Here is a 24,825-nt window from a genome sequence, read left to right on the forward strand (position 1 = left end):
TGTTATGTTAACCTACTTCGTTCAGTTGAAGCCGATATTAACCGCTGGAGCACTTTGAACATCTAGGTTTTCGCATTTATCGTGAAACGCTTTCGCGTTTTTGGTGCGCCGCTTAACCGGCAATGTTGTTCAAGCCCTTTAGCAAAATCCGGGTTTTATCACTGCTACCGCTACCCGGCTCAATTAAAATGGCTTCCTCACCCAGATGACATTCAATTTCTTCTATATTCTGCTCGAGAATATTTCGCTCGGTTCGGGTCGGATAATATTCCTCGAGCTCCGTAATCTCATCGAATAACCTCGAACCTCGTTCATCATAAAAATATTTGCTGGGCAGTGATTTCTGAGGCCCGGTCAATCCATGCAGTACTTCATCCAGCATCGATGTCCGCTCTTTAACTTTGGTCATTTATTTCTGTAGCTGTTTCTCTGATACATTTTCCTAACAGATGTCTTAATCCAATCATTTATTACGGGGCATTTTATTTGGCGAGCCTGATTCCGCTGAACTGCCAGCGGGCATCCGCATGGAAAAAGTTGCGGTAGGTTTTACGGATGTGCATTTGCGATGTGGCACAAGATCCACCCCTCAGTACATACTGATTAGCCATAAATTTTCCGTTGTATTCCCCAAGCGCACCGGGCAGTGGCTTGTAGTTGGGATAGGGAGCATAGGCGCTCATCGTCCACTCCCAAACATCACCATACATCTGCTTTAGTTTTTCGGATGAAGGTTCAGGTGCAGTGGGATGGAAATTCCCGTCTTCCACAAAATTACCGGTAACCGACAAATCACCACAGGCATGTTCCCATTCCTGTTCAGTGGGTAGGCGGACTCCCCTCCAGCGGGCAAAAGCATCCGCTTCGTAATAGCTGACGTGCGTTACCGGCTCGTTCGGGTCCACCTCACGGGCTCCGAATAACGTAAACTGCATCCACTTTCCATCCCGCTGAAACCAGTACAGAGGAGCTTTCCATTCATTACTCTTAACGGCCGACCATCCCTCATCCAGCCACAACTCCGACCGCGAATATCCGCCGTCATTGATAAATTCAAGGTACTCGCCGTTGGTAATCAAACGATCGGCCAGTTCAAAATCCTGCACCAGCGTTCGGTGCCGCGGGTGTTCATTATCGTAGGTAAACTCACCACCTTCATTTCCAATTTCAGTCACCTTCTCCTCAAATGGAATCCAGTTGATAGGCTTGGCTTCTGGCAACAGCTTATGATCGCCTTCCCGATACTTCGGTAACAGCGGATTTTGCCCAAGCATATATTTCAGGTCGGTGAGTATCAGCTCCTGATGCTGCTGCTCATGATGAATACCAATCTCAACAACCTTAGAGGCTTCTTGCCATGTTTCTTCCGAAGCAGACTCTATAAATGCTTCCAGCTGTTCATTTACATATCGCCGGTATTCAAATACTTCTTTGACGGTTGGGCGGGAAAGTACACCCCGTTTTGCCCGGGTAAACGGAACTCCGGTTTGCAGATAATAGGAGTTGAAAAAATAGGCGTATTGGGGATGCAAACTTTCAAAATCATCATCAAACTTTTCGAGCACAAAAGTCTCAAAAAACCAGCTGGTGTGAGCCAAGTGCCATTTGGTGGGACTGGCAAACTCGGAAGCCTGGATCACAAAGTCTTCGGTTTCCAGTGGCTCGCAGAGATACAGACTAAACGACCGGACGGTCTTAAAATGCTGTAGCAGGTGGCTTTTGGAAAGGCGGGAATCTGTGCTTTCTGATATAGATTCCTGGGTAGTTGTGGTCATCGCTAATACGTGTTCTGTTCGGCTTTACAGAATGTAGCGAATGAAAGCGAAAGCCAAAATTTTAGTTTTATTACTTATCCCGGTAAAAATAAATCTTCTTATTGTCTGCGTCCCTTCGGCTTTTCACCTTAAAATCGTTTTTCTTGCCAAACTGGTAAACGGCCGTCCGCATGGAGTTGATGTTTTTCTCGTTCGTGTAGCTTACTTCCACCGCCTGTCCGCCGGGCTTTAGCTTTTCGATGGCATCGAGCAGGGGTTTGAATTTCGACGTTCTTTTCTTAGACGACTTTACATTCGATCGTTTTACAAACTTAATATCCATGAGTGATCCGCTTTTTTAAAAATATCTATACAAATAATTATAGTAATTAATTCTGATAGATAGAATTCAGTTTTTATTTAGATATGAAAAGCTGTCTAATGAAGTGGAAGAATTATTAATTCATTTCTTTTTCTACTTTCAATAATTGTTGTTTGTATAGAATCTGAGCTATATAATTATTCATCTAACTCTATTATCAAAGGCATATGGTCACTGAACTCAAGCCATTTTGAAGGATTACCTATTTTCAGTTTAGCATTATTCACTTTCTCATTATTCATGAATATATAATCAATATGATATGCTTTCTCTTTTTTTCTATGGAGATAAAATGTTGGCTGTGATTCAGAGCCTTGAATTTCACCATTTTTCTTATGATACAAACTCACCAAACCAAGTTCTGACAACTCTTGTACAACATCAGTATGATTCCACCATCGATCTTTCCTATCCCATATAGAATTACTATTTAAATCACCTATAATCATAGAATGATTATTGTCTAAATCTTTGCGGTGAATTTTTAAATACTTCCACAGTTGCCCGATATAACCAAATGTGTGATCTCTAGAACCTTTTGTCCATGCTGCAAGGACTGAATATTTTCCATTTAAATTAAATGGTAGAAAAAGTTTAAGATCAGCAGTTTTCCACTTTGTGGCAGGGCTTTTCGTATTTAAGTCATTTAAACTAAACGAATCATCCCAGTTTAACTTTCTGATCTTGTTATTCTTTTTTGCAAAAACACCTATACCCTTATTCTTGGAATCACCATTCCATAAGTAGTTACCAGCCCAATCACTAAATTTTATTGTAGATCTTTTAGGGTCTTCACATTCCTGAACTATATAAATGTCCGCATCTAGTTGCTCTAATTGCTTTACCTTTTTTCTCAGTGCTCCATTACAATTCCATGAAACTATTTTCATTGATTTAGAGAATCCTGTACTTTTTTAAAATCTCTACCCTTCTCATCAACCCATTCTGTGTACCCATTCGAATTTCTTCCTAAAACCATATTTGAAGCAGCACTTGGACTGTTAAATACAGCATCTTCAGCAAATCGAAGAATGTCTCCATCGTCTATCAGAATATCTGTTTCTAGCAACTTTCTTCTTAGTTTTCTGTATGTCTCTGTTGTTGAATTTGATAATTCCTTTTTCGCTTGACTCCCTTTAAGTACAATGTACCCTTGATCAGTCTCAACCATTTGCGCGGAATATGTGCTAGTTTTTATATAGTATTTTTGATGAATCGACTCTGATTCAGCCTCTTTTTTATCTTTTGAAGTGCGAGCTGTAGATGAGATCAGAAACTTAAAGCCCATGACAGGTAGCACCAATTTGATCTGCTCCAAAAAATATTCCATATCTGAGATATCTGCCTCATGAAGTGTTGGCAGGCTTGGTGAGGTATTATTTTCTATCTCAGCTGACTTTGCTTCCACCGCTTCTTGAATCATTCGAGATTCTATATACCGGATCTGGGTCTTAGTCAGGAGCTCATCTTTACTGATAAAAAAAATAAATTCTTTAAAATCTTTCTTAGGATCACTTAGATGCTGTTTAAGTCTTGATTTAACATTTTCAGCTTCACCTATATAAATTCTTTCTTCATATGCATCATCTGAAGGATCTCCTTTGAGACAATAAATCCCGGGGTTATTAAATTCTTCCCGGTTAATAATTTTATTAACGGTAGCACGTGGACTATAAATAGCTTTGCCAACCCAATTGCCGATTTCGGCTAATCGAGGGCCATATTCAGTGCCATCAATCATGTAAACAGTTAACTTCTTACCCATCACTCAGCCCTAATAATTGTTTTTTCTATATGTAGGCAGAGTTTAATTAAATTTGATTTGCTTTGCCACTTATAGCCTCAGACAAGTACGTAGGATTTTAGGATCTGTAGAGTCTTCTGAACTGAATCAACCGAGATAAGCAGAAACAAAAAAAGCCTCTCAACATTGAGAAGCTTTTAGTGGTGTGGGCGATGAGGGACTCGAACCCCCGACCCCCTCGGTGTAAACGAGGTGCTCTGAACCAACTGAGCTAATCGCCCGACTTGTTCGAAGGGCGACAAATATAAGAACATTTCCATCTCTGACAAAGAAAAAATACACCCTATCTTGATTTATTGGTTAACACTGTTAACTTAAGGGCTCAATCAGAGACCGATTTTATGGAAAACAACACCGAACATTCGTCCGTCGCCGTTCTTGTGGATGGCAGCCGGATCCCCTTTCAACGCTCAGGAACCAACTATAACGACCTGATGGCTTACGACCTCGGCCGCATGGCCATCGAAGGGTTGCTCGCACGAAACGCCGTAGACCCGGCCACCATCGACCGGGTGATTATGGGAACGGTTATTCAGGAGGTGAAGACCAGCAACGTAGCCCGCGAAAGTGCCCTCGGGGCCGGCATCCCGAATTCCGTGCCGGCATTCACCACAACTATGGCGTGCATCTCCTCCAATCAGGCCATCACCAGCGGAGTAGATTTAATTCGATCGGGTCAGGCCAAAATAATCTTAGCCGGCGGAACCGAGACCATGTCCGATATTCCGGTTCGGTTCAAAAAGAAATTTCGTCAAAAGGTACTGGAAGCCCGGAAGTATAAGTCGCCCTTAGATTTTCTGAAATTCTTCAAAGGACTGGGTTTCAAAGACTTTCTACCTGAACTCCCCGCCATTGCGGAGTTCTCAACCGGCGAAGTAATGGGCGAAAGTGCCGATCGTATGGCGGCCCGCTTTGGAGTGAGCCGTGAGGATCAGGATGAATTTGCGTTACGCTCCCACCAACTGGCGGCAAAAGCAACCGAGGAGGGATTGTTGGATGAGGAATTGATTCCCGCTAAAGTCCCGCCCGAATTTGATGTGGTAAAACACGACAACGGTTTCCGGGATGACACCTCCATGGAGAAGCTTGGCAAGTTGCGGCCGGCATTCATCAAACCGCACGGAACGGTTACGGCCGGTAATTCTTCGTTTCTAACGGATGGAGCCTCCGCCAGCTTTATCATGGAAGAGCAAACGGCGCTTGAGCTTGGACTGAAACCTAAAGCATATATTCGCGAGTATAACTTTGTATCCCAGGATCCGGGTGAAGAGTTGTTGTTAGGCCCGGCCTATGCCATCCCTAAAGTACTGGATGCGATGAATCTACAACTCAGGGATATGGATGTCATAGAACTTCACGAGGCTTTTGCAGGGCAGGTTCTGTCTGTACTCACCGCTTTAAATTCCGAAAAATTTGCCAAAGACTCTCTGAACAAGGGTCAAAAAGTAGGGGAAATTCCCATGGACAAGCTGAACACGCTGGGTGGCTCCCTTTCTTTAGGGCATCCGTTTGGAGCCACCGGTGTGCGGCTTGTCACAACCGCCGCCAACCGCCTGATTCGTGAAGACGGAACCTTTGCACTGGTCTCGGCTTGCGCCGCCGGCGGGCAAGGCCATGCGGTGGTGCTGGAGAGGTATGGGAATTGATAAAGAGTTTCGGAGCCATAGCTTTCGACCTCTTCTGTCTTCTCCTTAACAAGGAGAAGGACGCGTTGATAAAACAAATTATCATGAAAAACATCAAAACCTTAACTCTCGACCTCCTCTGTCTCCTCCTTAGCAAGGAGGAGGACTCGTTGTTAGCAATCAGAACCATGAAAAAGCATCTATACTTTATACAACTCGGAATTAAGCCTCTCCTTGCGAAGGAGAGGTTTGGAGAGGTCGGAGTATGGGGCTTTAAGCCTTGAACTACCCAGCACCTAACTTTTTAAAACCGAATAAACTAATCCCAAACCTAACGCCATGAGCTACCTCAATATCACACATAAAGATTCCGTCGCCATCATCACCCTGGATTTACCCGGCGAGAAAGTGAATAAGCTCAATGAATCGATGATGGACGAGTTTTCGGATTTCCTCGATGAGCTTGAGAATAATGATGAGCTTAAGGGAGCAGTTCTGATTTCAGGGAAGAAGGATAATTTCATCGCCGGGGCTGATATTGATATGTTTCAGGCCCGGGATACCGCTGAAGAGATTGAGCGGCTCAGTAAAGACGGACATAGAATCCTCAACCGCATTGCCGGTTTCTCCAAACCCATTGCGGTAGCTGTTCATGGCAGTTGTATGGGAGGCGGACTCGAGCTCTCTCTGGCTTGCCACTACCGCGTTTGTTCGGATAGCTCAAAAACCGTTTTTGCTCTTCCGGAAGTTAAGCTCGGCATCTTGCCCGGAACGGGAGGTACGCAACGCCTGCCAAGGCTGATTGGCATTCAAAATGCCCTCCCGTATATGTTGACTGGCAAAAATATGTATACCCGTCAGGCTAAACGTATGGGATTGATGGATGAGGTAACTCACAAAGATGCTATCGAGAAAGCGGCCATCAAAGGAGTGCATAAAATCTCGGACGGTAAATTCGACCGAAAAGATAAGCGCCCTTTCCTGCACAAAATTCTGGAGGGGAATCCCCTGGGACGAAAAATCATCTTTTCCCAGGCCCGAAAGAAAACAGCAGGTCAGACCAAAGGAAACTATCCGGCTCCACCCAAAATCATAGACGCTATTGAGTTTGGATACAAACATGGTCTCGAAAAAGGACTGGAAAACGAAACCGTGTTATTTGGTGAATTGGGAGCCACAAAGGAATCCCGAAACCTGGTAAACCTGTTTTTTGGGATGAACGCCTCCAGGAAAGTCCCAAGTCCTGATTTGGTTCGGGATGTGAAGAAGATCGGCGTGCTCGGGGCCGGACTTATGGGTTCCGGGATTGCTGAAGTTAGCATCGACAAAGGCGACTATCGGGTTTTACTCAAAGATCAAACCATTGAAAATGCCGCCGAAGGGGAGAAGGGTATTTGGAAATCCTTTAATGAAAAAGCCCAAAAGAAAATCATATCGGAATTCGAACGGGATCAAATGGCAAGCAAAGTAACCGGGGTAGATTCTTATGACGGTTTCGGCTCCGTTGACCTGGTTATTGAAGCGGTGTTCGAAGACCTGGAGCTTAAGCAAAACATCGTACAGCAGATTGAATCGAGTGCTCAGGAACATACCATTTTTGCATCCAACACCTCCTCGCTACCCATTTCTAAAATTGCAGAAGGAGCCCAAAGACCGGAGAACATCATTGGGATGCATTACTTCTCACCGGTCCAAAAAATGCCCTTGCTCGAAATCATCACCACCGATCAAACAGCCGATTGGGTAACTCAGACCGCCTATCAGGTTGGGGTGAACCAGGGTAAAAATGTAATTGTCGTAAACGACGGTCCCGGTTTTTACACCACGCGAATCCTGGCTCCTTATATGAATGAAGCGATGGTCATGCTGGAAGAAGGAGCCTCCATCGAATTCCTTGATAAAATCATGAAAGACTTTGGCTTTCCGGTTGGACCGATGGCTCTTCTGGATGAAGTCGGCTTTGACGTAGGCGCACATGTGGCCGAAACCATGGGGCCTAAGTTTGCTGAACGTGGAGTTGAATCGTCTAACAAAGCCGATGAACTTCTGGAAGCCGGCTTCCGCGGACGTAAGAACAAGCGGGGAATGTACACATACACCTCCGGTAAGAAGAAAGAAGTGAATACCGAGATTTATGAATATTTCGGCGGACAAAACCGCTCCAATCCTGACAAAGAATCAGCCCAACAGCGCATGGCCTTAACCATGATCAACGAAGCCGCCTGGTGCCTGGAAGAAGGTATCCTGAAATCTCCGCAGGACGGAGATCTCGGCGCCATACTAGGACTTGGCTTCCCACCCTTCCTTGGCGGCCCTTTCCGATACATCGATCAAACCGGTGTTCAAAAAGTAGTGGACCAACTCAATGAATTCACTGATACGTTCGGCCCGCGATTCAAACCCGCTCAGCTGTTGCTAGATTATTCCAAAGAGGGGAAGAGGTTTTATGGGGAGTGATAATCCAAGGTTATTATTCACACAACCCCCCAAACTTGATAATCCCCTGCTTTTTCGGTAGCCTTTTGTGAGCTTTTGAGCGTATTGCTTTTTCTTGTAGAGCCAGCTATTTCAGTAGCCTGGTGTTAACTGCAAGTTATAAATCTCCGAATCCGGAGAACATGAAGTCATAGAAATTCGCAATTTGGGAGCACTTCAACTCAAGCAGATCTTATTATCCTTACTGCTTTGCCTTTCAATGTGTGCCGCCCTGACAACCGCTTATTCATGTAAAAAGCGAGTCAATTTTAACTTTGTAATAACTACATCATGGGAATTCGAGGAGAAGAAAAAGAGCCTGCTAAAAAAACGGGCATTAATAAATATTTTGACATCCATAAACCCGTTTTCTGGCCGTCTGTAATACTGATCACCGCAATGATTGCCGCCACCCTCTTACTTGGAGATCAGGCAGAATCATTATTCAGTACCATCCAATCCGCAATCACTGATAATGGCGGTTGGTTTTTTGTGATCGCTGTGAATGTGTTCATCATCTTTTCTTTATTCATAGCTTTCAGTCGTTTTGGGAATATTCGGCTGGGTGGGGAGGACGCCGAACCCGACTTCAGCACCCTTGCCTGGTTTGCCATGTTATTCAGCGCCGGGATGGGAATCGGCATTATGTTTTGGAGTGTGGCCGAACCGATTTTTCATTACCTATCCCCGCCAATGGCTGACGGCGAAACGGTTGAAGCCGCACAGCAGGCTATGAACCTCACTTACCTGCACTGGGGCTTTCACGCCTGGGGAATTTATGCGGTCGTGGGATTATCGCTTGGTTTTTTTGCTTTCAACCGCGGGCTGCCCCTTTCTTTCCGCTCGGTATTTTATCCGTTAATTGGAGATCGCATTAAAGGTTGGATGGGCGATGTGATTGACATTCTTGCTGTTCTGGCCACCTTATTTGGGTTGGCTACATCGCTGGGATTAGGCGTGCTTCAGGTAAGTGCCGGGCTCGATCATGTATTTGGCTTACCGGATAACATCTACCTGCAGGTCGGGATAATTGTTGCCATTACCGGAGTTGCCACCGTTTCGGTTGTGCTGGGCATTGACAAAGGCGTTCGCGTACTCAGTGAAATGAATGTCCGAATCGCTGCCTTATTTCTGGTGTTTGTGATTTTGGTTGGCCCTACGATTTTCATTTTTGATTCCTTCATCCAAAACTTTGGCGGGTATCTTAATTCTGTTGCCACTTTTAGTTTCTGGACGGAATCATATGCCGGAACCAACTGGCAGAGTTCATGGACCATCTTCTATTGGGCGTGGTGGATTTCCTGGTCCCCTTATGTAGGAATGTTCATTGCCCGTATTTCGAAAGGACGGTCCGTAAAAGAATTTGTATTGGGGGTGTTGATTGTTCCCAGCATCATCACTTTTCTTTGGATGTCGGCCTTTGGCGGTACCGCTATCAATCTTGAAATGGCCGGAACCGGAAATATCGGCGACGCTGTCAATGAAAATGTAGCCACCGCCTTGTTTGTATTTCTTGAACAATTCCCCCTCGAGATGGTGACTTCCATTATTGCCATTGTCTTGATCCTGAGCTTCTTTGTTACTTCATCCGACTCCGGTTCTTTAGTTATAGATGGCCTTACCAGTGGAGGAAAACTGGATGCTCCTGTAGGTCAGCGTATTTTCTGGGCACAAACCGAGGGATTGGTCGCTGCCATCTTATTAGTTGGCGGAGGATTAAGTGCCCTGCAAACAGCTTCCATCAGTACCGGTTTACCGTTTGCACTCATACTGCTGATTATGTGCTACAGCCTGCACAGGGGGTTGAAGCGTGAGTACAAAGAGAATCAACAAAAAATAAAAGACAAAGAGCGCGACTCGTACGAAGACCTCGTCAAAGATACCATCAAGAATCAAAAACAAGAGAACTAAGGAGTATGATTATGAAGAGCTTCGAGCACTGGTTTGTATGCTTAGACTTATCCAGGATGGACGATATCCTTACCGGATATACTCATTTCCTGACGTCCGTAATTAAACCCAAGACTATTTCCTTTCTGCATGTAGTTGAATCGGGCACCGTGGCCCGGGAAATAGCGGAACTGTTTCCGGATATTGAAACCAATCAGGACTTTGAAGATGTAATCAGAGGTGAACTCAATAAAAAGATTGAGGAACACTTTGGTGATACAGATATTGAGATCCGGCTAATTATAAAAGAGGGCCGCCCTACCGATCAGATTATTGAACTAATGAATACCATGGACCCCGACCTCCTTATGATGGGTAAAAAAACAGGATATGTAGGAGAAGGGGTGATTGCCCGCCGTATCGTAAAATATGTTCCGGCTTCCATTTTATTTGTGCCTGAAACCAGCCGTTATGCCATGAATACCATTCTTGCCCCGGTCGATTTTTCTGCACAGTCGGCCAATGCAGTAAAACTGGCCCGAAATCTGGTAGAGCCACAGAATGGTTCTGTTCAGGCCCAGCATATCTTTAAGTATCCCTCTCACTTTTTCCCATATATGCCAACCGAGAATGATAAAGACAAAATCAGGGGGCATATAAAAGAGCAAATAAAAGAGTTCATTGATGATTATGATATCTCTGCTGACGTCACATTCACTCTTACCTTACACAAAGAAGGACGTATCGGGGATGAGGTGTATGATGAAGCGGTTCGAAATCAGGCCGACCTGATTATCGTAGGTTCTAAATCGGATAAGAAAATCACCAGTATACTCCGAGACGACTTTACTGATAAAATGACCTACTACTCATTTGGCATCCCCCTGCTGATCGTAAAGAACAAGGAGAAACATCAGAAATTCCTGAAAACGTTGTTTAGTTAGGCCTCGAACTTGGCAAGAAAATCCTGACGCCGTTGCGTAGTTCAAAAGATCACGGATCAGGTTTGTCCGCAACAATCTCTCTGAGAAAAACAAACATGTCATTCCTCCGAAGGCAGGAATCCAGTTACTAACTACTGCTGAGTAATTAACACCAAGAAGAATTTTCTTTTCAAGGGAATGGCAGTACATCCGGAAAGAGTTTTAAAATCGTCATTGAATACAGGAATTCGTATCTTCGTCCCGCAATAATTTAATCGCACATTAATAAACGACTATGCAATTTTTACCACTATTTTTGATGGGTAATCCTGACGACCCAAATGCCGGCATCATCAACCTGGTGTTTCTCGGCGCCATTTTCCTGGTATTTTACCTATTCATCATCCGCCCGCAAAGTAAACGCCAAAAAGAAATTAAAGAGCAAGTTGAAGGCATGAAAAAGGGCGACAAAGTTGTTACGTCTTCAGGCATCATCGGTATCGTGGATAAAATCGAAGAAAATGAGTTTCTGCTCGATATCGACAGCGGCACCAAACTTCGCATGTTGAAGTCGGCCGTAACCGATGTGAATCCTCATAAAAAAGACAAAGACTAAACCTGGTAATTTCGACCTTTTTTGTTTTCTTCTTCAACAAGGAGAAAGACCCGATGTTAAAGAATCAAAGTTGAAATACTATAATAAAGCTTTTTTACGTCCAAGAAAGTCCTCTCCTTGCGAAGGAGAGGATTTAGGTGAGGTCGAAGTTTAGGCCTCGAAATTGTGATTTGAACACTTACCAATTTTCAATCAATAAACCATGAATCAGGATTTTCGTTTTAATACCATCCCCGAAGCCATTGAAGACATTAAAAATGGCAAAATGGTCATTGTTGTGGATGATGAAGACCGGGAAAACGAGGGCGACTTCCTGATGGCGGCCGAAATGGTATCCACCGAGGCTATTAACCTTATGGTAACCCATGGCCGGGGTCTTGTCTGTGCCCCCATCACCAAAGAAAAAGCCGACAAACTGAATCTGCGGCATATGGTTCAGGAAGGAGCCGATCCCGATGAGGCGAATTTCACCATTTCTATTGACCATAAAAGGCTGACCACAACCGGTATCTCAGCTGCCGATCGTGCCAATACCATTCGGGAGTTGGCCAGCGACGATTCCAAACCGGTTGACTTCCGCCGGCCCGGACATGTATTTCCCCTGCTTGCGGCCGAAGGCGGGGTTCTCCGAAGAGCCGGCCACACTGAGGCCGCTATCGACCTTGCCCGGCTTGCCGGCTTAAAGCCCGTGGGTATTATCTGTGAAATTATGAAGGAAAACGGCGACATGGCCCGTGTTCCGGACCTCATCAAGATGGCGGATGAGTTTGAGATGAAGATCATCACCATCAAAGACCTTATTGCTTACCGAAACGAGAATGAGACGCTGGTTCACGAAGTCATGGATGTGAATCTTCCAACTATGTATGGTGATTTCAGCCTTCGTGCTTTTAAAGAAAAGCTCACCGGCGACATTCACCTGGCCCTTACAAAGGGTAGCTGGACAAAAGAAGAACCGGTGCTTACCCGTGTTCATTCTTCTGATTTGATCGGAGACATTTTTGGTGCCCGCAATAAAGACACCAGCGAGCAGCTTCACCAGGCCATGCTACAGGTTGAGCGTGAAGGTACAGGTGTGGTTTTATACATGAACCGAAATCAACGGGGATCGGTACTCGTGAATCAGCTTAAAACCCTGAAAGCATTACAACAGGGTAAAATGGAAGATAACGAAGAGGGTATATCCCCACGAAGTGATACCCGGGATTATGGTGTCGGTGCACAGATCCTTCGCTCCCTCGGTATCCGAAAGCTGAAGCTGATGACAAATAATCCCGTGAAGAGGATTGGGATTAAAAGTTTCGGACTGGAGATTGTAGATCAGGTTCCCATTGAGCACAACTTTGATTTCTCGACTCAGAAATATCCTTTCGAGAAAGAAGAAGGGAAATCAGATAACTAAATAATTCCTTCCTGTTTGGCAGGCTCATCCATGTTCACATCTTCCAGTTCCTCAGAAGCATCTCCATCCGCATTTTGAGTGATAAAGAATCGCTTGTTGAATATCAGCAGCAGTATGATGGAACAGGAAATGGCAATATCGGCCACGTTAAAGATATATGGAAAAACGGTCCAGTCCCCGATCTGAAGAGAGAAGTAAATAAAATCGACCACATGCCCTTCCAGCAATCCGCCGTAATCCATAATAATACCCATGAATAGCCGGTCGGCTATATTACCGAAAGCTCCCCCTACAATCAGCCCCATACAAACCAGGTAGCCAACGCCGGCCTGATCCAGGTTACGAAGGATGTAAATCAGAATTCCGCTGACGGCCAGAATAGCTATGGCACTAATGGCAGGCGTAGAGAGTACGTCTATACCCAGAGCCATCCCGGGATTCTTAGTGAAATAAAATTGCAGCCATCCCTCTATCAGGACTTTATTTTGCAATTCGGGGGTAGTCCGGATCAGCCATTTCGTAATCTGGTCAATAACCAGCACAATGACGGCCGGAACCAATAAAGCGAGCAGTTTTTTTCGGGTCAAACCGGTTCGATTATCTGCGTTTCAGTTTTGCTTCAATACTCAACTGAGTATGAGGCACAGCTTCCAGCCGGCCTTTGGATATCTTCTTGCCGGTTACCTTGCACACGCCATAGGTTTTATTGTCGATGCGCTTGAGGGCATCATCCAGATACTTAACAAACTTGCGGGTTCGGTTAAAGAGCATGTAGGTTTTTTCCCGCTCCTGAGCATCCGTGCCGGCATCAGCCATATGGTAGGAGTAGGCCGATTCATCCGAAGCATTTTCCATGCTTTCACGGAGGGTACGCTGCAGAGCATTCAGCTCTTCTTCAGCTTCTTCCATTTTTTTGACGATAATCTCACGGAAGTATCCCAGTTCTTTATCACTGTAGGGAGATACTCTTTCTTCGTTTTTTGTTTCTTTATCTGCCATAGCTGCTTGGTTATGAATTAATATTTCTTCGGATGGAGATGGTGCACTCTTCCTCTCCAATTTCCCAGTTCTTGGTAAAGTCTGATACTTCCAGCTCTGAGATTTGAATTTCTTCCGCCAGTGTTTCCTTCTTAATATAATCACTCATAGAAACAACGGCTTCCTTAATATTATCTGCTCCTGTAAAACCAATGGCAATACGATCAGTGACGTCAAAATTCGCTTCTTTTCGCATATTTTGCACACGATTTACAAACTCGCGGGCTATACCTTCCTGAACCAGCTCCTCACTGAGATCGGTATCTACAGCCACACTTAAGCCATCTTCAGTCTCAACGGTCCAGCCCTCAAGTCCGGTACGGATAATCTCAAGCCCTTCAGAATCAATTCGAATAGTTTCGCCTTCTACGTCCAGGTCAATCCATCCATTTTTTTCGAACTCGGTGATTTCTTCCGTCGTCAGTTCTCCGATTCGGGCGGCAACGGGCTTCATTTTTGGGCCCAGTCTCTTACCCAGAACCGGGTAGTTTGGTTTCGCTGATTTCCGAACTATTCCGGAATCATCATTCACAAACTGGATATCTTTAACGTTTACCTCTTCTAATATTATGTCGCGAACCGATTCAATAGCCTGACGCTCACTTTCATCCTTGATAGGAAGGATAATTCGTGAAAGGGGTTGTCGAACATTCATCTCAATTTGGTTTCGCACCCGCAGCACGATGTACGAAATCAACCGGGCCATTTCCATCTTATGCTCCAGCGCTTTGTTGATCGCTGTCTCTTCCACCGTCGGGAAGAATGCAATATGCACAGACTCTTCATCCTGTTGAGTAACGCTATTCAGCTTTTGGTACAGCCATTCTCCAATAAACGGAGCAATCGGACTGATTAGCTTACTGAGATTACTCAGGCATTCATATAAGGTCTGATAAGCCGCCGTTTTGTCCAGCGTATTTCCTTCTTTCCAAAAGCGGCGCCGGTTCCGGCGTACATACCAGTTACTCAATTCTTCCACAAAACTTTCAAGTTCGCGGGCAGCTTTGGTGGGTTCGTAATCTTCGTAGTATTCTTCAACCAGCTTAACGGTTGAGTTCAGTTTCGAAATCACCCACTTGTCAATTTCGGGGCGATCCGCAATGGGGATCGCCGTTCCTGAGAACGTAAACCCATCAATATTCGCATACATCGCGAAGAACGAATAGGTATTTACGATGGTATTAAAAAACTTTCGCTGAACTTCTTTCAGTCCGTCATCACTGAACTTCAGATTCTCCCATGGGGATGAGTTACTCATCATATACCAGCGAACGGTATCAGCTCCGTATTCCTGAATAACCTCAAAAGGATCTACCGTATTTCCTTTCGACTTACTCATTTTTTCGCCGTTTTCGTCGAGAACAAGCCCGTTGGATACTACATTCTTATACGCCTGCTCATTGAACAGCATCGTTCCGAGGGCATGCAGTGTATAGAACCAGCCACGGGTTTGATCCACACCTTCTGCAATAAAGTCGGCCGGGTAGTTGTAGCTGAATTCATGGTCGTTATCAAAAGGATAGTGCCACTGGGCAAAAGGCATGGCACCGGAATCGAACCAAACATCCAGCAAGTCAGGAATTCGGCGCATGGTTCCGCCGTCCGGAGCTTCCCAGGTTAATTCATCAATATATGGTCGGTGCAGGTCTATTTCTGCTTCTTCATCCAGGCCGGCTTTTTCACGAAGCTCAGCCATACTGCCAATGCATTCCACATACTCCGGATCTTTATCACTCACCCAAATTGGGATCGGTGTTCCCCAATAACGCTGACGGGAAACTGCCCAGTCCACATTATTTTCCAGCCAGGTTCCAAAACGACCGGTTCCGGTACTTTCCGGCTTCCAGTTGATTTGCTTGTTTAGCTCCACCATTCGGTCTTTCACTTTGGTGGTCTCGATAAACCAGGACTCCACCGGGTACGACATCAACGGTGTCCCTTTTCTCCAGTCAAATGGATAGTTGTGGACCATGGTCTCATGTTTGTACATGAGATTCTTTTCCTTAATCGCCCGGGCAATATCTTTGTCGGCTTCTTTGAACCACTGCCCCTGAAAATCCGGAGCTTTTTCCGTGAATTTACCGTCCCGGTCAATCGGATTGAACATCGGGATATCAGCTTTTTGGCACGATTCATAGTCATCGGCTCCAAAAGCAGGGGCGGTATGAACCACGCCGGTACCATCTTCAGTGGTCACATAATCAGCCGGAATCACTCTCCAGGCCTGTGACTTATCATACTCATTGTAAGCAAATTCAAAAACCGGTTCGTAGGTGCGGTGAAGAAGCATAGACCCTTTCATCTCTTCCTGGATGATATAATCTTCACCCAGAACGTCTTCCACACAATCTTTGGCCATGATGAAAGTCTCATCAAAATGCCCCACCTTCACATAATCCAGATTTGGGTTCACGGCCAGTGCCATGTTGGAAACAATGGTCCAGGGGGTGGTGGTCCAGGCCAGGAAGTAGGTATTCTCTTCGCCTTCAACCGGAAACTTCACGTAGATAGAAGGGTCCTGTGTTTCCTTATACCCAAGGCTCACCTCGTGCGATGAAAGAACGGTTCCGCTACCCGGTGAGTACCACTGAATTTTGTATCCTTTATACACCAGATTCTTTTCGAAGAGCTTATTAAACGCCCACCAAACCGACTCGATATAGTCATTTTCAAAAGTGACATATGGGTTATCCTGATCAACCCAATAAGCCATTCGGGAGGTCAATTCGTCCCAAAGATCCTTGTACTTGAGCACACTTTCCCGACACTTGGCATTGTATTTTTCGATGCCATATTCCTCAACTTGTGCGCGCCCTTCGAGCCCCAACTCTTTCTCAACTTCAATTTCTACAGGAAGACCGTGAGTATCCCAGCCAGCTTTTCGCTCAACTCTGAATCCCTTTAATGTCTTGTAACGGCAAAACATATCTTTTACCGTTCGGGCCATCACATGGTGAATGCCCGGCTTGCCATTGGCTGTGGGTGGCCCCTCAAAAAAGGTATAGGGAATACCATCCTCACGTGTCTTAAGGCTCTTTTTAAAAATCTTTTGGTCCTTCCACCAATTCAGGGTTTCAACTTCTGATTTGGGAAAGCTTAACTGCTTTATTTCTTCGAATTTTTTTGCCATAAAAAACTTAGTTCCGGCGAATCATTTATAAGCCTCAAATATACAAAATATCAGAGAAAACCATGTATTCAGTTCGCCCAAAAAAATCTGGTACTTGTAGCTAAGACTTAATTGATTTCCCTGAGCCTAAATGAAAAGAGATGAAAAGCTGTTTATCAACACATACCTTTGAGAAAAAAATAAATCTATCGCAGTGTCAGAAACTTATCATCGAACTATTTCGGAAGAAAACCCTTATAAACTCGTTTTTGTATGCCTTGGCAACATATGTCGAAGCCCCACCGCCGAAGGCATCTTTATTCATAAAGTCCGAGAGGCGGGTTTAGAGAATTATTTCTACATCGATTCGGCCGGAACCGCCGCTTATCATGTGGGGGAGCCTGCCAACAGCAAAAGTCAGGCTACAGCAAATAAGCATGGAATTCACCTTCCCTCCAAAGCCCGAAAGTTTGAGTACGCTGATTTGGAAGAGTTCGACCTCATCCTTGCAATGGACTCAGAAAATCTTAGGAATATCAAAAACTTAGACCGAAAAAATCGATTTTCGGACAAAATTAAGATGATGCGCGAGTATGATCCGAATCCCGGAGATGGAGAAGTCCCCGACCCTTATTACGGCGGACTTGAAGGCTTCGAAAATGTTTTCCAGGTGTTAAACCGAAGCTGTCAAGCACTGCTTGAAGAATTAGAACCCATCATTGAAAAATAACCTATGCTTCCCGAAGCTATTAAAGTACAAATCCAGCAAGAACTGGACATTGAGATTCAATCCGTTCAGCCTGTACATGGCGGTGATATCAATCAAGCTGCTAAAATCATTATGCAAGATGGGAAGCAGCTTTTTGTAAAGCACAACAGCTCTGCTCCGGGAAATATGTTTGAGGTTGAGGCAAAGGGACTGGAGTTGCTGAATTCGGCAGGCACCAATCTTCAGGTTCCTTCGCCGCTTTTAGTTAAAGAGGATTTTCTTGTACTTAACTGGATTGAGGAAGGCGGAGGAAAGCAACATTCTGCCCGTGACTTCGGCAAAGAACTGGCAAAGCTTCACAAGCAATCTGCTGACCGGTTTGGCCTGGATCATGATAATTTTATAGGAAAGCTCCCTCAGTCAAATACCAGTCACTCCAACTGGCCCGATTTTTTTGCGTTGGAGCGCATTGAGCCTCAGGTTCAAATGGGAGTTGAGTCCGGAAAACTTTCGAGCTCCATATTAAAGAGTGTGGAGGGTATGTATAAAAAACTCGGCTCCATCTTTCCTTCCGAAAAACCCTCGCTGCTTCATGGGGATCTTTGGAGTGGTAATTATATGTTTACCAAAAGCGGTGATGCCGGCATTTATGATCCCGCCGTTTATTTTGGACACAGAGAGATGGATATAGCCATGACACGTCTTTTCGGGGGGTTCTCCGCCAACTTTTATGACGGTTATCATGAAGTATATCCTTTGGATGGCGGATTTGACAGCCGGGTAAATATGTGTAACCTGTATCCTATTTTAGTTCATGCCAATTTGTTTGGCGGAAGTTACTGTCGCCAGGCTGAGAACATCATCAACCGCTATGCCTGATTTACCTTATAAACGAATCGTTTGCTTAGTTCCCAGCCTTACCGAGCTTTTGGTTGACCTGGGTTTAAAAGATCAATTGATAGGCAGAACCCGTTTTTGCATTCATCCGGAAGGTATTGAGGATGTTGAAATCATAGGGGGAACGAAGAATCCAAATCTTGAAAAGATCGTTGAGCTGGAACCGGATTTCATTCTTGCAAACAAAGAAGAAAACCGGAAAGAGGATATTGAGCTTCTTGAGAAATATGCAAAGGTTCGTGTTACAGAAATTGATTCCATTCAGGATGCCATCCTGGAAATAAGTTCTTTGGGTGATATCCTGGGCGTAAATAAACAAGCCGGGGCGATGGTGAACAAAATCACAGCTCTTTTGAACGACCGCCCGGCTAAATCCCCGCTATCTGTTGCCTATTTTATTTGGAAGGATCCCTGGATGACTGTTGGCAGCGACACCTACATTCACGATGTGCTTCACAAATATGGGTTAGATAATGTATACGGACTTCATAAAAGATATCCCAAAACCTACCTGGATGAGCTTTCAGCACATTCTCCGGAACTGATTTTGCTCAGCAGCGAGCCTTATCCATTCAAAGAAAAACACATCGATGAAATCAAAGAGGTTTGCCCTGATTTCAGAGTTGTGCTTATCAATGGGGAATGGTTCAGCTGGTATGGATCGCGGATGATTAAAGCCTTTTCTTTTTTGAATGAATGGCGGGCTTCCCTTTAGTTCTTATTCTGCTATATTCGGGAAAGAACTCTGTATTTACCATGACTACCATTCATCCCTCCTACACCATATTCATACTTATTATCCTCATGCTTACAGGCTGCCAGACCGATAAACTGGAACGCATTTCTTACGACAGTCAGGTTGCCGGAGAAAAACGGGACTTTTACCTGTACCTGCCCAACGGGTATGAGCTGTCTGATAAAAACTGGCCGGTCCTGATGTTTCTTCATGGAAACGGAGAACGTGGGAACGGCAAAGATGAGCTAGGTTTTGTGCTGATGCACGGACCATTAAAAGAAGCTTGGGTTTATAAAAGAGACCTCCCGTTTATCATTATTTCTCCTCAACTGCATATGTTTGGTATGGATGAAACCGCTTCATATCTGCAAAATCGCGACACGACCATGATCCCCCAAAGACTGGAAGAAGGAGTTCCCGAAAGAACTCCATACTCTTCTACTACCGGCATTATGGAGGGTGAAAAAGGTGAGGTTGCTGAATACATTACCTTGCCCAATGGCTGGGAACGGGTAGGAAAAGACCTGCTCGGCATGCTTGATTATGTACAGGAAAACTATCGTGCAGATTCAAACCGGGTGTATTTGACAGGTTTAAGTTATGGTGGATTTGGCACCTGGCAATTGGCCAGCTCTTACCCGGACCGGTTTGCTGCTATTGCTCCGGTGGTTGGTTGGGGACATCCTGATTTAATGGATCCAATAGCCGAATATGAAATACCGGTATGGACTTTTGCCGGCGGAAGGGATCAGGTAGTTCGGGCAAAGCATTTTTATCCGGGCCTTAATAAACTGGAAGAACTTGGACACAATGATGTTCGGTTCACCACTCATCAAGACCTTGGTCATGATACATGGAAACGAGTTTATCGGGGAGATGATTTGTACAATTGGTTTTTAACTCATCAACTTAGTGCAGATTCTTTGGATTCATGAATGCAGTAGAAGATTTCATAATGCGACATGAAGGGAACCAACAAGAGGTTATGTTGTACTTTCACAACCTGCTGACTTCCTTTCCAACTGTTACCTCAGCAATTAAGTACCGCATTCCTTTCTACGACCAAAAAACCTGGGTTTGCTATCTGAATCCATTGAAAAACGATAAAGTATCGCTGTGTTTCCTGCGCGGCTATGAACTTTCAAATGAACAAGGTTTATTGGAGAGCAAAGGAAGGAAACAAGTGATGAGCTTTGATTTTGGCAGTGTGAAAGAAATTCCAAAAGAAACCATTCGGGAAGTCATTAATGAAGCTCTTTTTCTTGATGAAGCAGTACCCTACAACCCCAAAGGCACGCGAACTCAAGACTAACAGAGCGTACTGGTCAGCAAACTTTGCCTGTTCCGGGATCAACATAACAGCCGTCTCCGCTTAATGATCGCTGCCAGCTCAGCTCCGACTCCAATTCTCTCAACCACCCGGAAATTTCCTCATCGGTGTGAAATTCTCTTCCATCTTCTTCAATGAAGGGCAGGTTTTTCTGCTCCTCTTCCTTTTCGTAACTCACTTTTTTATAGGATATAACCAAGCTGTTCAGCTGTTCTTCCAACTGGTCAGATGCTTTTCCCTCTCGTTTCCTGTGTAATATTATCATGGTTTGTAAGAATTATTAATAACTGTTTTAAACCTGTACTTAATCCCTTAGAGCAAACTCACCAAAAAAACTTCGGAAGCTTATTGACCCTATTAATTTTTTCTAATATATTAACATTAGAAGTTTTTAATATTAACAGGTAGGGTATCGTGATTACACGGAAGGTAATGATTGTTGAGGATGATCCGCTACTATCCATCGTAGAGGAGAAGCTGGTTACGAAGCTTGGCTATGAAGTAGTTGGTACGGCCAGCAGCGGTGAAGAAGCGCTTTGTGTATTTACCGATTTTAACCCTTCTATTCTGTTGATGGACATTCAACTTTCCGGAGACCTTGATGGTATTGAAACCGTCAGAAGACTACGGTCTGACCATGCTGCTGATATTCCGGTTATTTTCTTGTCTGGTGACGACAGCCCGATGGTGTTGAACCAAGCCAAAGATATTGAGTATATCGACTTTTTATTGAAGCCCGTTACCAAATCTGAGTTATCCAACTCTCTTACAAAAGCGGAGAATAAGATTAACTCAGAATCTCAGTACGCGGCATAAGAACTTAGATCAAACAAATACCCATAACCCACATAAAGCAGTTTGATCGCTGCTTTAATGTTTTTCCATAGCCGGCACACTTTGTGTCGGCTTTTTTATTTAGCCCTGCTATGCTGCACTACTACCCGGCCGGCCTGCTTCCCATCCAGAATTGCTTCAATTTCGGGCTTGAGGTTTTCCAGTCCAACTATTCGGGCAAAACCATCCGGTAGCTTTTCGTGATTCATGGCCGAAATCGAATCCCAGATTTTTAACCGCATTGGCATTTTACATATCGCAGAATCAATCCCCAATAAGCTTACTCCCCGCAGTATAAATGGGTATATGTTTGTTTTAAGCTCATGACCCAGAATATTCCCACAGCAGGCTACAGCCCCATCATGGTTGGTTTGGCGGATTACAGCATCCAGCATAGCCCCTCCTACAGTTTCGATAGCCCCATTCCATTCCCGGCTCAGTAAAAAATTATCGCTCACCCCTGATATTTCATCCCGGTGGATTACTTCAGCGGCTCCAAGCTCTTTCAGAAAATTTTCTTTATCCATTTTGCCCGTGGCTGCCACCACTTCATACCCCAGCTCTGAGAGGAAAAATACGGCAAGTGAGCCTACACCTCCGGTAGCGCCAGTTACAAGCACCTTGCCATCTTCAGGATTTATACGCTCCCGCTGCAATCGCTTTACCCCGTACATTGCGGTGAACCCGGCCGTTCCGTATTTCATAGCTGTTGCTTCATCTAACCCTTCCGGAAGTTTTACAACCCAATCTTTTGGAACCCGAATAAGCTCGCCATATCCGCCGGGGGTGTTGGAGCCCAAATCGCGACCGGTTACCACAACTTTCTGTTCTTTAGAAAATTTCCCTGACTTATCCTCCTCAACGAGCCCGGAAGCATCAATACCGGGTATATGCGGGTAATTGCGAGTCACTCCTTTATTCCCCGAAGCCGACAGGCCGTCCTTATAATTGAGTGATGAATAGTGAACGCGAATCAGGACTTCATGGTCCGGTAAAAACGAAAAAGGCACGTCTGTAACCGATGATGAAAATTCACCTTTCTCGTTTTCTTCTACAAAAAATGCCCTGAATGTTTCTGCACTCATTTTAAAACTCGTTTAACCCATTTTAGTTTACCTTTGTATGGTGCATACCGAAAGGGAATATCCAGCCAGAATGGCTTCTTCATAATGCTTTTGGTATGTGAAAATGTATCGAAACTGTACTTTCCGTGATATGCACCCATTCCGCTTTTACCAACTCCTCCAAACGGCAGGTGATGGTTCCCGAGATGAGCCAGCACATCATTTATGGCACCACCACCAAAGGAACATTTTTCAATAACCTTAGCCTCGGCATCACTGTCTTTTGAGAACAGGTACAGTGCCAGCGGCTTGTTTTTTGAGTTTATGATATCAATTGCATCAGGAAGTTTTTCAAAGGTCAAAACCGGAAGAATGGGACCGAAAATTTCTTCTTCCATAACACCGCTGCCTTCTTTCACATCCACTAAAACCGTGGGCTCTATATACCGTTCTCTTCTGTCCATTTTGCCTCCACAAAAAATCTTTCCATCTCCCAGATAACCTTCCAGCCGGTCGAAATGAGCCTCATTTACAATACGGGGATAATCCGGACTCAGCTTCGGGTTCACCCCATAAAAATCCCGGATCGATTCTTTAAAGTGCTCTAAAAACTTATCCTTCACCTTTGACTGAATAAGTAAATAATCCGGGGCAACACAGGTTTGCCCGGCGTTCACAAATTTCCCCCAGGCAATGCGCCGGGCTGCCGTCCTGAGGTCAGCGGTTTCATCTACAATACATGGACTTTTGCCACCCAGCTCCAGTGTAACAGGCGTAAGGTTTTTTGCCGCAGCTTCCATCACAATCTGTCCCACCCGGGTGCTGCCTGTAAAAAAGATGTAATCAAAGTCCTGAGCCAGTAAATCCTGATTCGTTTCAACACCGCCTTCTGCCACCGCTATAAACTCTTCCTTAAACCATTTCCCGAGAATCTCTTTTATAGCAGATGATGTGTGGGGGGTTAACTCCGAGGGTTTAATAACGGCTGTATTTCCGGCTGCGATGGCACCCACTAAAGGTAGCAGCGCCAACTGAACCGGATAGTTCCAGGGTGCGATGACAAGAACAGATCCATAGGGTTCTGCAACCGTATAATTTTTAGAGGGAAAATTTGCGAGAACTCCTGAAATCTTCTGAGGTTTCGACCATTTTTTCAGGTTTTTCAGCACATAACTGATTTCGTTATGAAGAATGCCGAGCTCCGTGGCATAGGTTTCCAGCTCCGGCTTTTTAAAATCTTTATACACAGCCTGCATAAACTCTTCTTCATGCTGGGTAAGCAACTTTTTCAGCGTCTGAAGCTGATGAATTCTAAAATCTACCGATTTTGTAGCGCCGGACTCAAAATAGGTACGCTGGCGCTCTAAAAATTCTTTCCCGTCCATTAATGATCTGTTTTTCTGCCAATAAAGGTATTCATAGAGTCATATACACCAAATATTTTTCCCGCTACAAAATTATAAATCTTTGCCGGAAGTATGCCACGGATAAAAGGCGTAAGCTTTACCATAAATGGTTCCCTCAGCCGCTCTTTTTCCCGCTCTACTGCATCCAGTATTTTGGTTGAAATGTCATCCGGGTCGAGCAGTGGCATCAGCAAAGGGGCCGTTACTCCGGCAAACATTCCGGTATTGATATAGCTGGGCATCACGGTGAGGACCTTCACCGGGTCGTCGTTTTTCTTCAGCTCCAGATTTAACGACTCTGACCAGCCTACAGCCGCCCATTTACTGGCTGCATATACAGTCATTCCGGGGTTAGGAGTAAGTCCGGCTGCCGATGCTATGTTGATGATATAACCATAGCCATTCTCAATCATGGCCGGTAAAAATGCCCGGGCTACATACATCAAACCAAGGCTGTTAATATTCATAGTTTTTTTGATGTGCTCGGTGGAATGCTCCTCAAACTTTTTACCCACTACGATCCCTGCGTTGTTGAACAACATATCAACTGATCCATGCTCATCTAATACTTTTTTTGCTTCTTGCTGAACCTGCTCAGGGTCACTCACATCCACAACACCTGTTTTTATAGCATAACCTTGTTTGGAAAGCCGCTTAGCTGCTTCCAGCAACTTGTCTTCATTGATATCCCAGATGATCAATTTCCGGGCTTCTCTTTGCAGCGCTTTTTCGCCCATAAGATAGCCAATGCCGCTGGCTCCGCCGGTTATTAAAACAATTTTATTTTTAAAAGAAGACATATAAAAACCGTATCTTTAAAGCTTGAAATTA

Annotated in this window: 25 protein-coding genes and 1 tRNA gene; 13 read left to right on the forward strand and 13 right to left on the reverse strand. The window is 44.7% G+C overall.

All coding sequences use genetic code 11. The features are described from left to right. Positions 1 to 112 precede the first annotated feature (112 nt). The 6 genes from ABFW99_RS06360 to ABFW99_RS06385 form a co-directional block, all read right to left on the reverse strand. Positions 113 to 409 (reverse strand): L-histidine N(alpha)-methyltransferase, encoded by a 297-nt coding sequence (locus ABFW99_RS06360; protein ID WP_440707453.1) that lies wholly within the window; start codon positions 407 to 409, stop codon positions 113 to 115. A gap of 73 nt (positions 410 to 482) precedes the next feature. Beyond that, positions 483 to 1,775, reverse strand: a complete 1,293-nt coding sequence (gene egtB / locus ABFW99_RS06365) for an ergothioneine biosynthesis protein EgtB (protein WP_349354681.1) — start codon at positions 1,773 to 1,775, stop codon at positions 483 to 485. A 70-nt stretch (positions 1,776 to 1,845) separates the two neighbouring features. Continuing rightward, entirely contained in the window at positions 1,846 to 2,097 is a 252-nt protein-coding gene (locus ABFW99_RS06370; protein WP_255134354.1) for a hypothetical protein, read from the reverse strand. A gap of 176 nt (positions 2,098 to 2,273) precedes the next feature. Next, positions 2,274 to 3,026 carry an endonuclease/exonuclease/phosphatase family protein gene (locus ABFW99_RS06375; RefSeq protein WP_349354682.1) on the reverse strand — a complete coding sequence of 251 codons (753 nt, stop codon included), beginning with the start codon at positions 3,024 to 3,026 and terminating at the stop codon, positions 2,274 to 2,276. Further along, entirely contained in the window at positions 3,023 to 3,901 is an 879-nt protein-coding gene (locus ABFW99_RS06380; RefSeq protein ID WP_349354683.1) for a DUF4357 domain-containing protein, read from the reverse strand. The genes ABFW99_RS06375 and ABFW99_RS06380 overlap by 4 nt, the downstream gene beginning before the upstream one ends. A 185-nt stretch (positions 3,902 to 4,086) precedes the next feature. After that, positions 4,087 to 4,161, reverse strand: a tRNA-Val gene (locus ABFW99_RS06385). A 120-nt stretch (positions 4,162 to 4,281) separates the two neighbouring features. Here ABFW99_RS06385 and ABFW99_RS06390 point away from each other — a divergent pair. From ABFW99_RS06390 to ribB, 7 genes are all read left to right on the forward strand, one after another. Then, positions 4,282 to 5,586, forward strand: a complete 1,305-nt coding sequence (locus ABFW99_RS06390; RefSeq protein WP_440707454.1) for an acetyl-CoA C-acyltransferase — start codon at positions 4,282 to 4,284, stop codon at positions 5,584 to 5,586. A gap of 83 nt (positions 5,587 to 5,669) precedes the next feature. Further along, entirely contained in the window at positions 5,670 to 5,849 is a 180-nt protein-coding gene (locus ABFW99_RS06395) for a hypothetical protein (RefSeq protein WP_349354686.1), read from the forward strand. Positions 5,850 to 5,904: 55 nt separating this feature from the next. Next, positions 5,905 to 8,022: a fatty acid oxidation complex subunit alpha FadJ gene (gene fadJ, locus ABFW99_RS06400; protein ID WP_349354687.1), complete on the forward strand. Its 2,118-nt coding sequence runs from the start codon at positions 5,905 to 5,907 to the stop codon at positions 8,020 to 8,022. Positions 8,023 to 8,331: 309 nt separating this feature from the next. Then, complete coding sequence (locus ABFW99_RS06405; RefSeq protein ID WP_349354688.1) at positions 8,332 to 9,951, forward strand: BCCT family transporter; 1,620 nt, start codon at positions 8,332 to 8,334, stop codon at positions 9,949 to 9,951. 11 nt (positions 9,952 to 9,962) lie between these two features. Then, positions 9,963 to 10,874 carry a universal stress protein gene (locus ABFW99_RS06410; RefSeq protein WP_349354689.1) on the forward strand — a complete coding sequence of 304 codons (912 nt, stop codon included), beginning with the start codon at positions 9,963 to 9,965 and terminating at the stop codon, positions 10,872 to 10,874. Positions 10,875 to 11,148: 274 nt separating this feature from the next. Then, positions 11,149 to 11,469, forward strand: coding sequence for a preprotein translocase subunit YajC (gene yajC, locus ABFW99_RS06415; RefSeq protein WP_255134341.1), 321 nt, complete (start codon positions 11,149 to 11,151; stop codon positions 11,467 to 11,469). A 202-nt stretch (positions 11,470 to 11,671) separates the two neighbouring features. After that, positions 11,672 to 12,871 carry a 3,4-dihydroxy-2-butanone-4-phosphate synthase gene (gene ribB / locus ABFW99_RS06420; RefSeq protein ID WP_349354690.1) on the forward strand — a complete coding sequence of 400 codons (1,200 nt, stop codon included), beginning with the start codon at positions 11,672 to 11,674 and terminating at the stop codon, positions 12,869 to 12,871. On the opposite strand, the gene ABFW99_RS06425 is transcribed toward ribB, so the two are convergent. The 3 genes from ABFW99_RS06425 to ileS are packed head-to-tail and all read right to left on the reverse strand — an operon-like array spanning position 12,868 to position 17,039. Continuing rightward, a complete protein-coding gene (locus tag ABFW99_RS06425) occupies positions 12,868 to 13,458 on the reverse strand; it encodes a signal peptidase II (RefSeq protein ID WP_349354691.1) in 591 nt (196 codons plus the stop codon). The genes ribB and ABFW99_RS06425 overlap by 4 nt on opposite strands. Positions 13,459 to 13,468: 10 nt before the next feature. Beyond that, positions 13,469 to 13,870: a TraR/DksA family transcriptional regulator gene (locus ABFW99_RS06430; RefSeq protein WP_349354692.1), complete on the reverse strand. Its 402-nt coding sequence runs from the start codon at positions 13,868 to 13,870 to the stop codon at positions 13,469 to 13,471. A gap of 10 nt (positions 13,871 to 13,880) precedes the next feature. Further along, positions 13,881 to 17,039 (reverse strand): isoleucine--tRNA ligase, encoded by a 3,159-nt coding sequence (gene ileS / locus ABFW99_RS06435; RefSeq protein ID WP_349354693.1) that lies wholly within the window; start codon positions 17,037 to 17,039, stop codon positions 13,881 to 13,883. Positions 17,040 to 17,232: 193 nt separating this feature from the next. Between ileS and ABFW99_RS06440 the strand changes: the two genes are divergently transcribed. The 5 genes from ABFW99_RS06440 to ABFW99_RS06460 are packed head-to-tail and all read left to right on the forward strand — an operon-like array spanning position 17,233 to position 20,672. Next, positions 17,233 to 17,748 carry a low molecular weight protein-tyrosine-phosphatase gene (locus tag ABFW99_RS06440; protein WP_349354694.1) on the forward strand — a complete coding sequence of 172 codons (516 nt, stop codon included), beginning with the start codon at positions 17,233 to 17,235 and terminating at the stop codon, positions 17,746 to 17,748. A gap of 3 nt (positions 17,749 to 17,751) precedes the next feature. After that, entirely contained in the window at positions 17,752 to 18,606 is an 855-nt protein-coding gene (locus ABFW99_RS06445; RefSeq protein ID WP_349354695.1) for a fructosamine kinase family protein, read from the forward strand. After that, the gene (locus ABFW99_RS06450) at positions 18,599 to 19,339 is read left to right on the forward strand and encodes a helical backbone metal receptor (protein WP_349354696.1); all 741 of its coding nucleotides are present in this window, start codon (positions 18,599 to 18,601) and stop codon (positions 19,337 to 19,339) included. Before ABFW99_RS06445 ends, ABFW99_RS06450 begins: the two co-directional genes overlap by 8 nt. Before the next feature lie 41 nt (positions 19,340 to 19,380). Continuing rightward, complete coding sequence (locus ABFW99_RS06455) at positions 19,381 to 20,295, forward strand: prolyl oligopeptidase family serine peptidase (protein WP_349354697.1); 915 nt, start codon at positions 19,381 to 19,383, stop codon at positions 20,293 to 20,295. After that, positions 20,292 to 20,672 carry a DUF1801 domain-containing protein gene (locus tag ABFW99_RS06460; RefSeq protein ID WP_349354698.1) on the forward strand — a complete coding sequence of 127 codons (381 nt, stop codon included), beginning with the start codon at positions 20,292 to 20,294 and terminating at the stop codon, positions 20,670 to 20,672. The genes ABFW99_RS06455 and ABFW99_RS06460 overlap by 4 nt, the downstream gene beginning before the upstream one ends. A gap of 13 nt (positions 20,673 to 20,685) precedes the next feature. On the opposite strand, the gene ABFW99_RS06465 is transcribed toward ABFW99_RS06460, so the two are convergent. Next, positions 20,686 to 20,955, reverse strand: a complete 270-nt coding sequence (locus tag ABFW99_RS06465) for a hypothetical protein (protein ID WP_349354699.1) — start codon at positions 20,953 to 20,955, stop codon at positions 20,686 to 20,688. Positions 20,956 to 21,104: 149 nt separating this feature from the next. Between ABFW99_RS06465 and ABFW99_RS06470 the strand changes: the two genes are divergently transcribed. Then, entirely contained in the window at positions 21,105 to 21,506 is a 402-nt protein-coding gene (locus tag ABFW99_RS06470; RefSeq protein WP_349354700.1) for a response regulator, read from the forward strand. A gap of 95 nt (positions 21,507 to 21,601) precedes the next feature. Here the strand turns inward: ABFW99_RS06470 and ABFW99_RS06475 are convergent, their stop codons facing one another. From ABFW99_RS06475 to ABFW99_RS06485, 3 genes are read right to left on the reverse strand one after another with little or no spacing between them, the layout of a single operon-like run. Further along, the gene (locus ABFW99_RS06475; protein WP_349354701.1) at positions 21,602 to 22,609 is read right to left on the reverse strand and encodes a YhdH/YhfP family quinone oxidoreductase; all 1,008 of its coding nucleotides are present in this window, start codon (positions 22,607 to 22,609) and stop codon (positions 21,602 to 21,604) included. Then, positions 22,606 to 23,973 (reverse strand): aldehyde dehydrogenase, encoded by a 1,368-nt coding sequence (locus tag ABFW99_RS06480; protein ID WP_440707455.1) that lies wholly within the window; start codon positions 23,971 to 23,973, stop codon positions 22,606 to 22,608. Before ABFW99_RS06480 ends, ABFW99_RS06475 begins: the two co-directional genes overlap by 4 nt. Continuing rightward, complete coding sequence (locus ABFW99_RS06485) at positions 23,973 to 24,794, reverse strand: SDR family oxidoreductase (RefSeq protein ID WP_349354702.1); 822 nt, start codon at positions 24,792 to 24,794, stop codon at positions 23,973 to 23,975. The genes ABFW99_RS06480 and ABFW99_RS06485 overlap by 1 nt, the downstream gene beginning before the upstream one ends. Between the last annotated feature and the right edge of the window lie 31 nt (positions 24,795 to 24,825).

Source organism: Gracilimonas sp. BCB1, assembly GCF_040117685.2.
GTDB lineage: Bacteria > Bacteroidota > Rhodothermia > Balneolales > Balneolaceae > Gracilimonas.

Bases quoted from the DNA above. Each gene is read 5' to 3' on its own strand.
- ABFW99_RS06360 (WP_440707453.1), bottom strand. From the start codon at position 409: ATGACCAAAGTTAAAGAGCGGACATCGATGCTGGATGAAGTACTGCAT.
- egtB (WP_349354681.1), bottom strand. From the start codon at position 1,775: ATGACCACAACTACCCAGGAATCTATATCAGAAAGCACAGATTCCCGC.
- ABFW99_RS06370 (WP_255134354.1), bottom strand. From the start codon at position 2,097: ATGGATATTAAGTTTGTAAAACGATCGAATGTAAAGTCGTCTAAGAAA.
- ABFW99_RS06375 (WP_349354682.1), bottom strand. From the start codon at position 3,026: ATGAAAATAGTTTCATGGAATTGTAATGGAGCACTGAGAAAAAAGGTA.
- ABFW99_RS06380 (WP_349354683.1), bottom strand. From the start codon at position 3,901: ATGGGTAAGAAGTTAACTGTTTACATGATTGATGGCACTGAATATGGC.
- ABFW99_RS06390 (WP_440707454.1), top strand. From the start codon at position 4,282: ATGGAAAACAACACCGAACATTCGTCCGTCGCCGTTCTTGTGGATGGC.
- ABFW99_RS06395 (WP_349354686.1), top strand. From the start codon at position 5,670: ATGAAAAACATCAAAACCTTAACTCTCGACCTCCTCTGTCTCCTCCTT.
- fadJ (WP_349354687.1), top strand. From the start codon at position 5,905: ATGAGCTACCTCAATATCACACATAAAGATTCCGTCGCCATCATCACC.
- ABFW99_RS06405 (WP_349354688.1), top strand. From the start codon at position 8,332: ATGGGAATTCGAGGAGAAGAAAAAGAGCCTGCTAAAAAAACGGGCATT.
- ABFW99_RS06410 (WP_349354689.1), top strand. From the start codon at position 9,963: ATGAAGAGCTTCGAGCACTGGTTTGTATGCTTAGACTTATCCAGGATG.
- yajC (WP_255134341.1), top strand. From the start codon at position 11,149: ATGCAATTTTTACCACTATTTTTGATGGGTAATCCTGACGACCCAAAT.
- ribB (WP_349354690.1), top strand. From the start codon at position 11,672: ATGAATCAGGATTTTCGTTTTAATACCATCCCCGAAGCCATTGAAGAC.
- ABFW99_RS06430 (WP_349354692.1), bottom strand. From the start codon at position 13,870: ATGGCAGATAAAGAAACAAAAAACGAAGAAAGAGTATCTCCCTACAGT.
- ileS (WP_349354693.1), bottom strand. From the start codon at position 17,039: ATGGCAAAAAAATTCGAAGAAATAAAGCAGTTAAGCTTTCCCAAATCA.
- ABFW99_RS06445 (WP_349354695.1), top strand. From the start codon at position 17,752: ATGCTTCCCGAAGCTATTAAAGTACAAATCCAGCAAGAACTGGACATT.
- ABFW99_RS06450 (WP_349354696.1), top strand. From the start codon at position 18,599: ATGCCTGATTTACCTTATAAACGAATCGTTTGCTTAGTTCCCAGCCTT.
- ABFW99_RS06455 (WP_349354697.1), top strand. From the start codon at position 19,381: ATGACTACCATTCATCCCTCCTACACCATATTCATACTTATTATCCTC.
- ABFW99_RS06460 (WP_349354698.1), top strand. From the start codon at position 20,292: ATGAATGCAGTAGAAGATTTCATAATGCGACATGAAGGGAACCAACAA.
- ABFW99_RS06465 (WP_349354699.1), bottom strand. From the start codon at position 20,955: ATGATAATATTACACAGGAAACGAGAGGGAAAAGCATCTGACCAGTTG.
- ABFW99_RS06475 (WP_349354701.1), bottom strand. From the start codon at position 22,609: ATGAGTGCAGAAACATTCAGGGCATTTTTTGTAGAAGAAAACGAGAAA.
- ABFW99_RS06480 (WP_440707455.1), bottom strand. From the start codon at position 23,973: ATGGACGGGAAAGAATTTTTAGAGCGCCAGCGTACCTATTTTGAGTCC.
- ABFW99_RS06485 (WP_349354702.1), bottom strand. From the start codon at position 24,794: ATGTCTTCTTTTAAAAATAAAATTGTTTTAATAACCGGCGGAGCCAGC.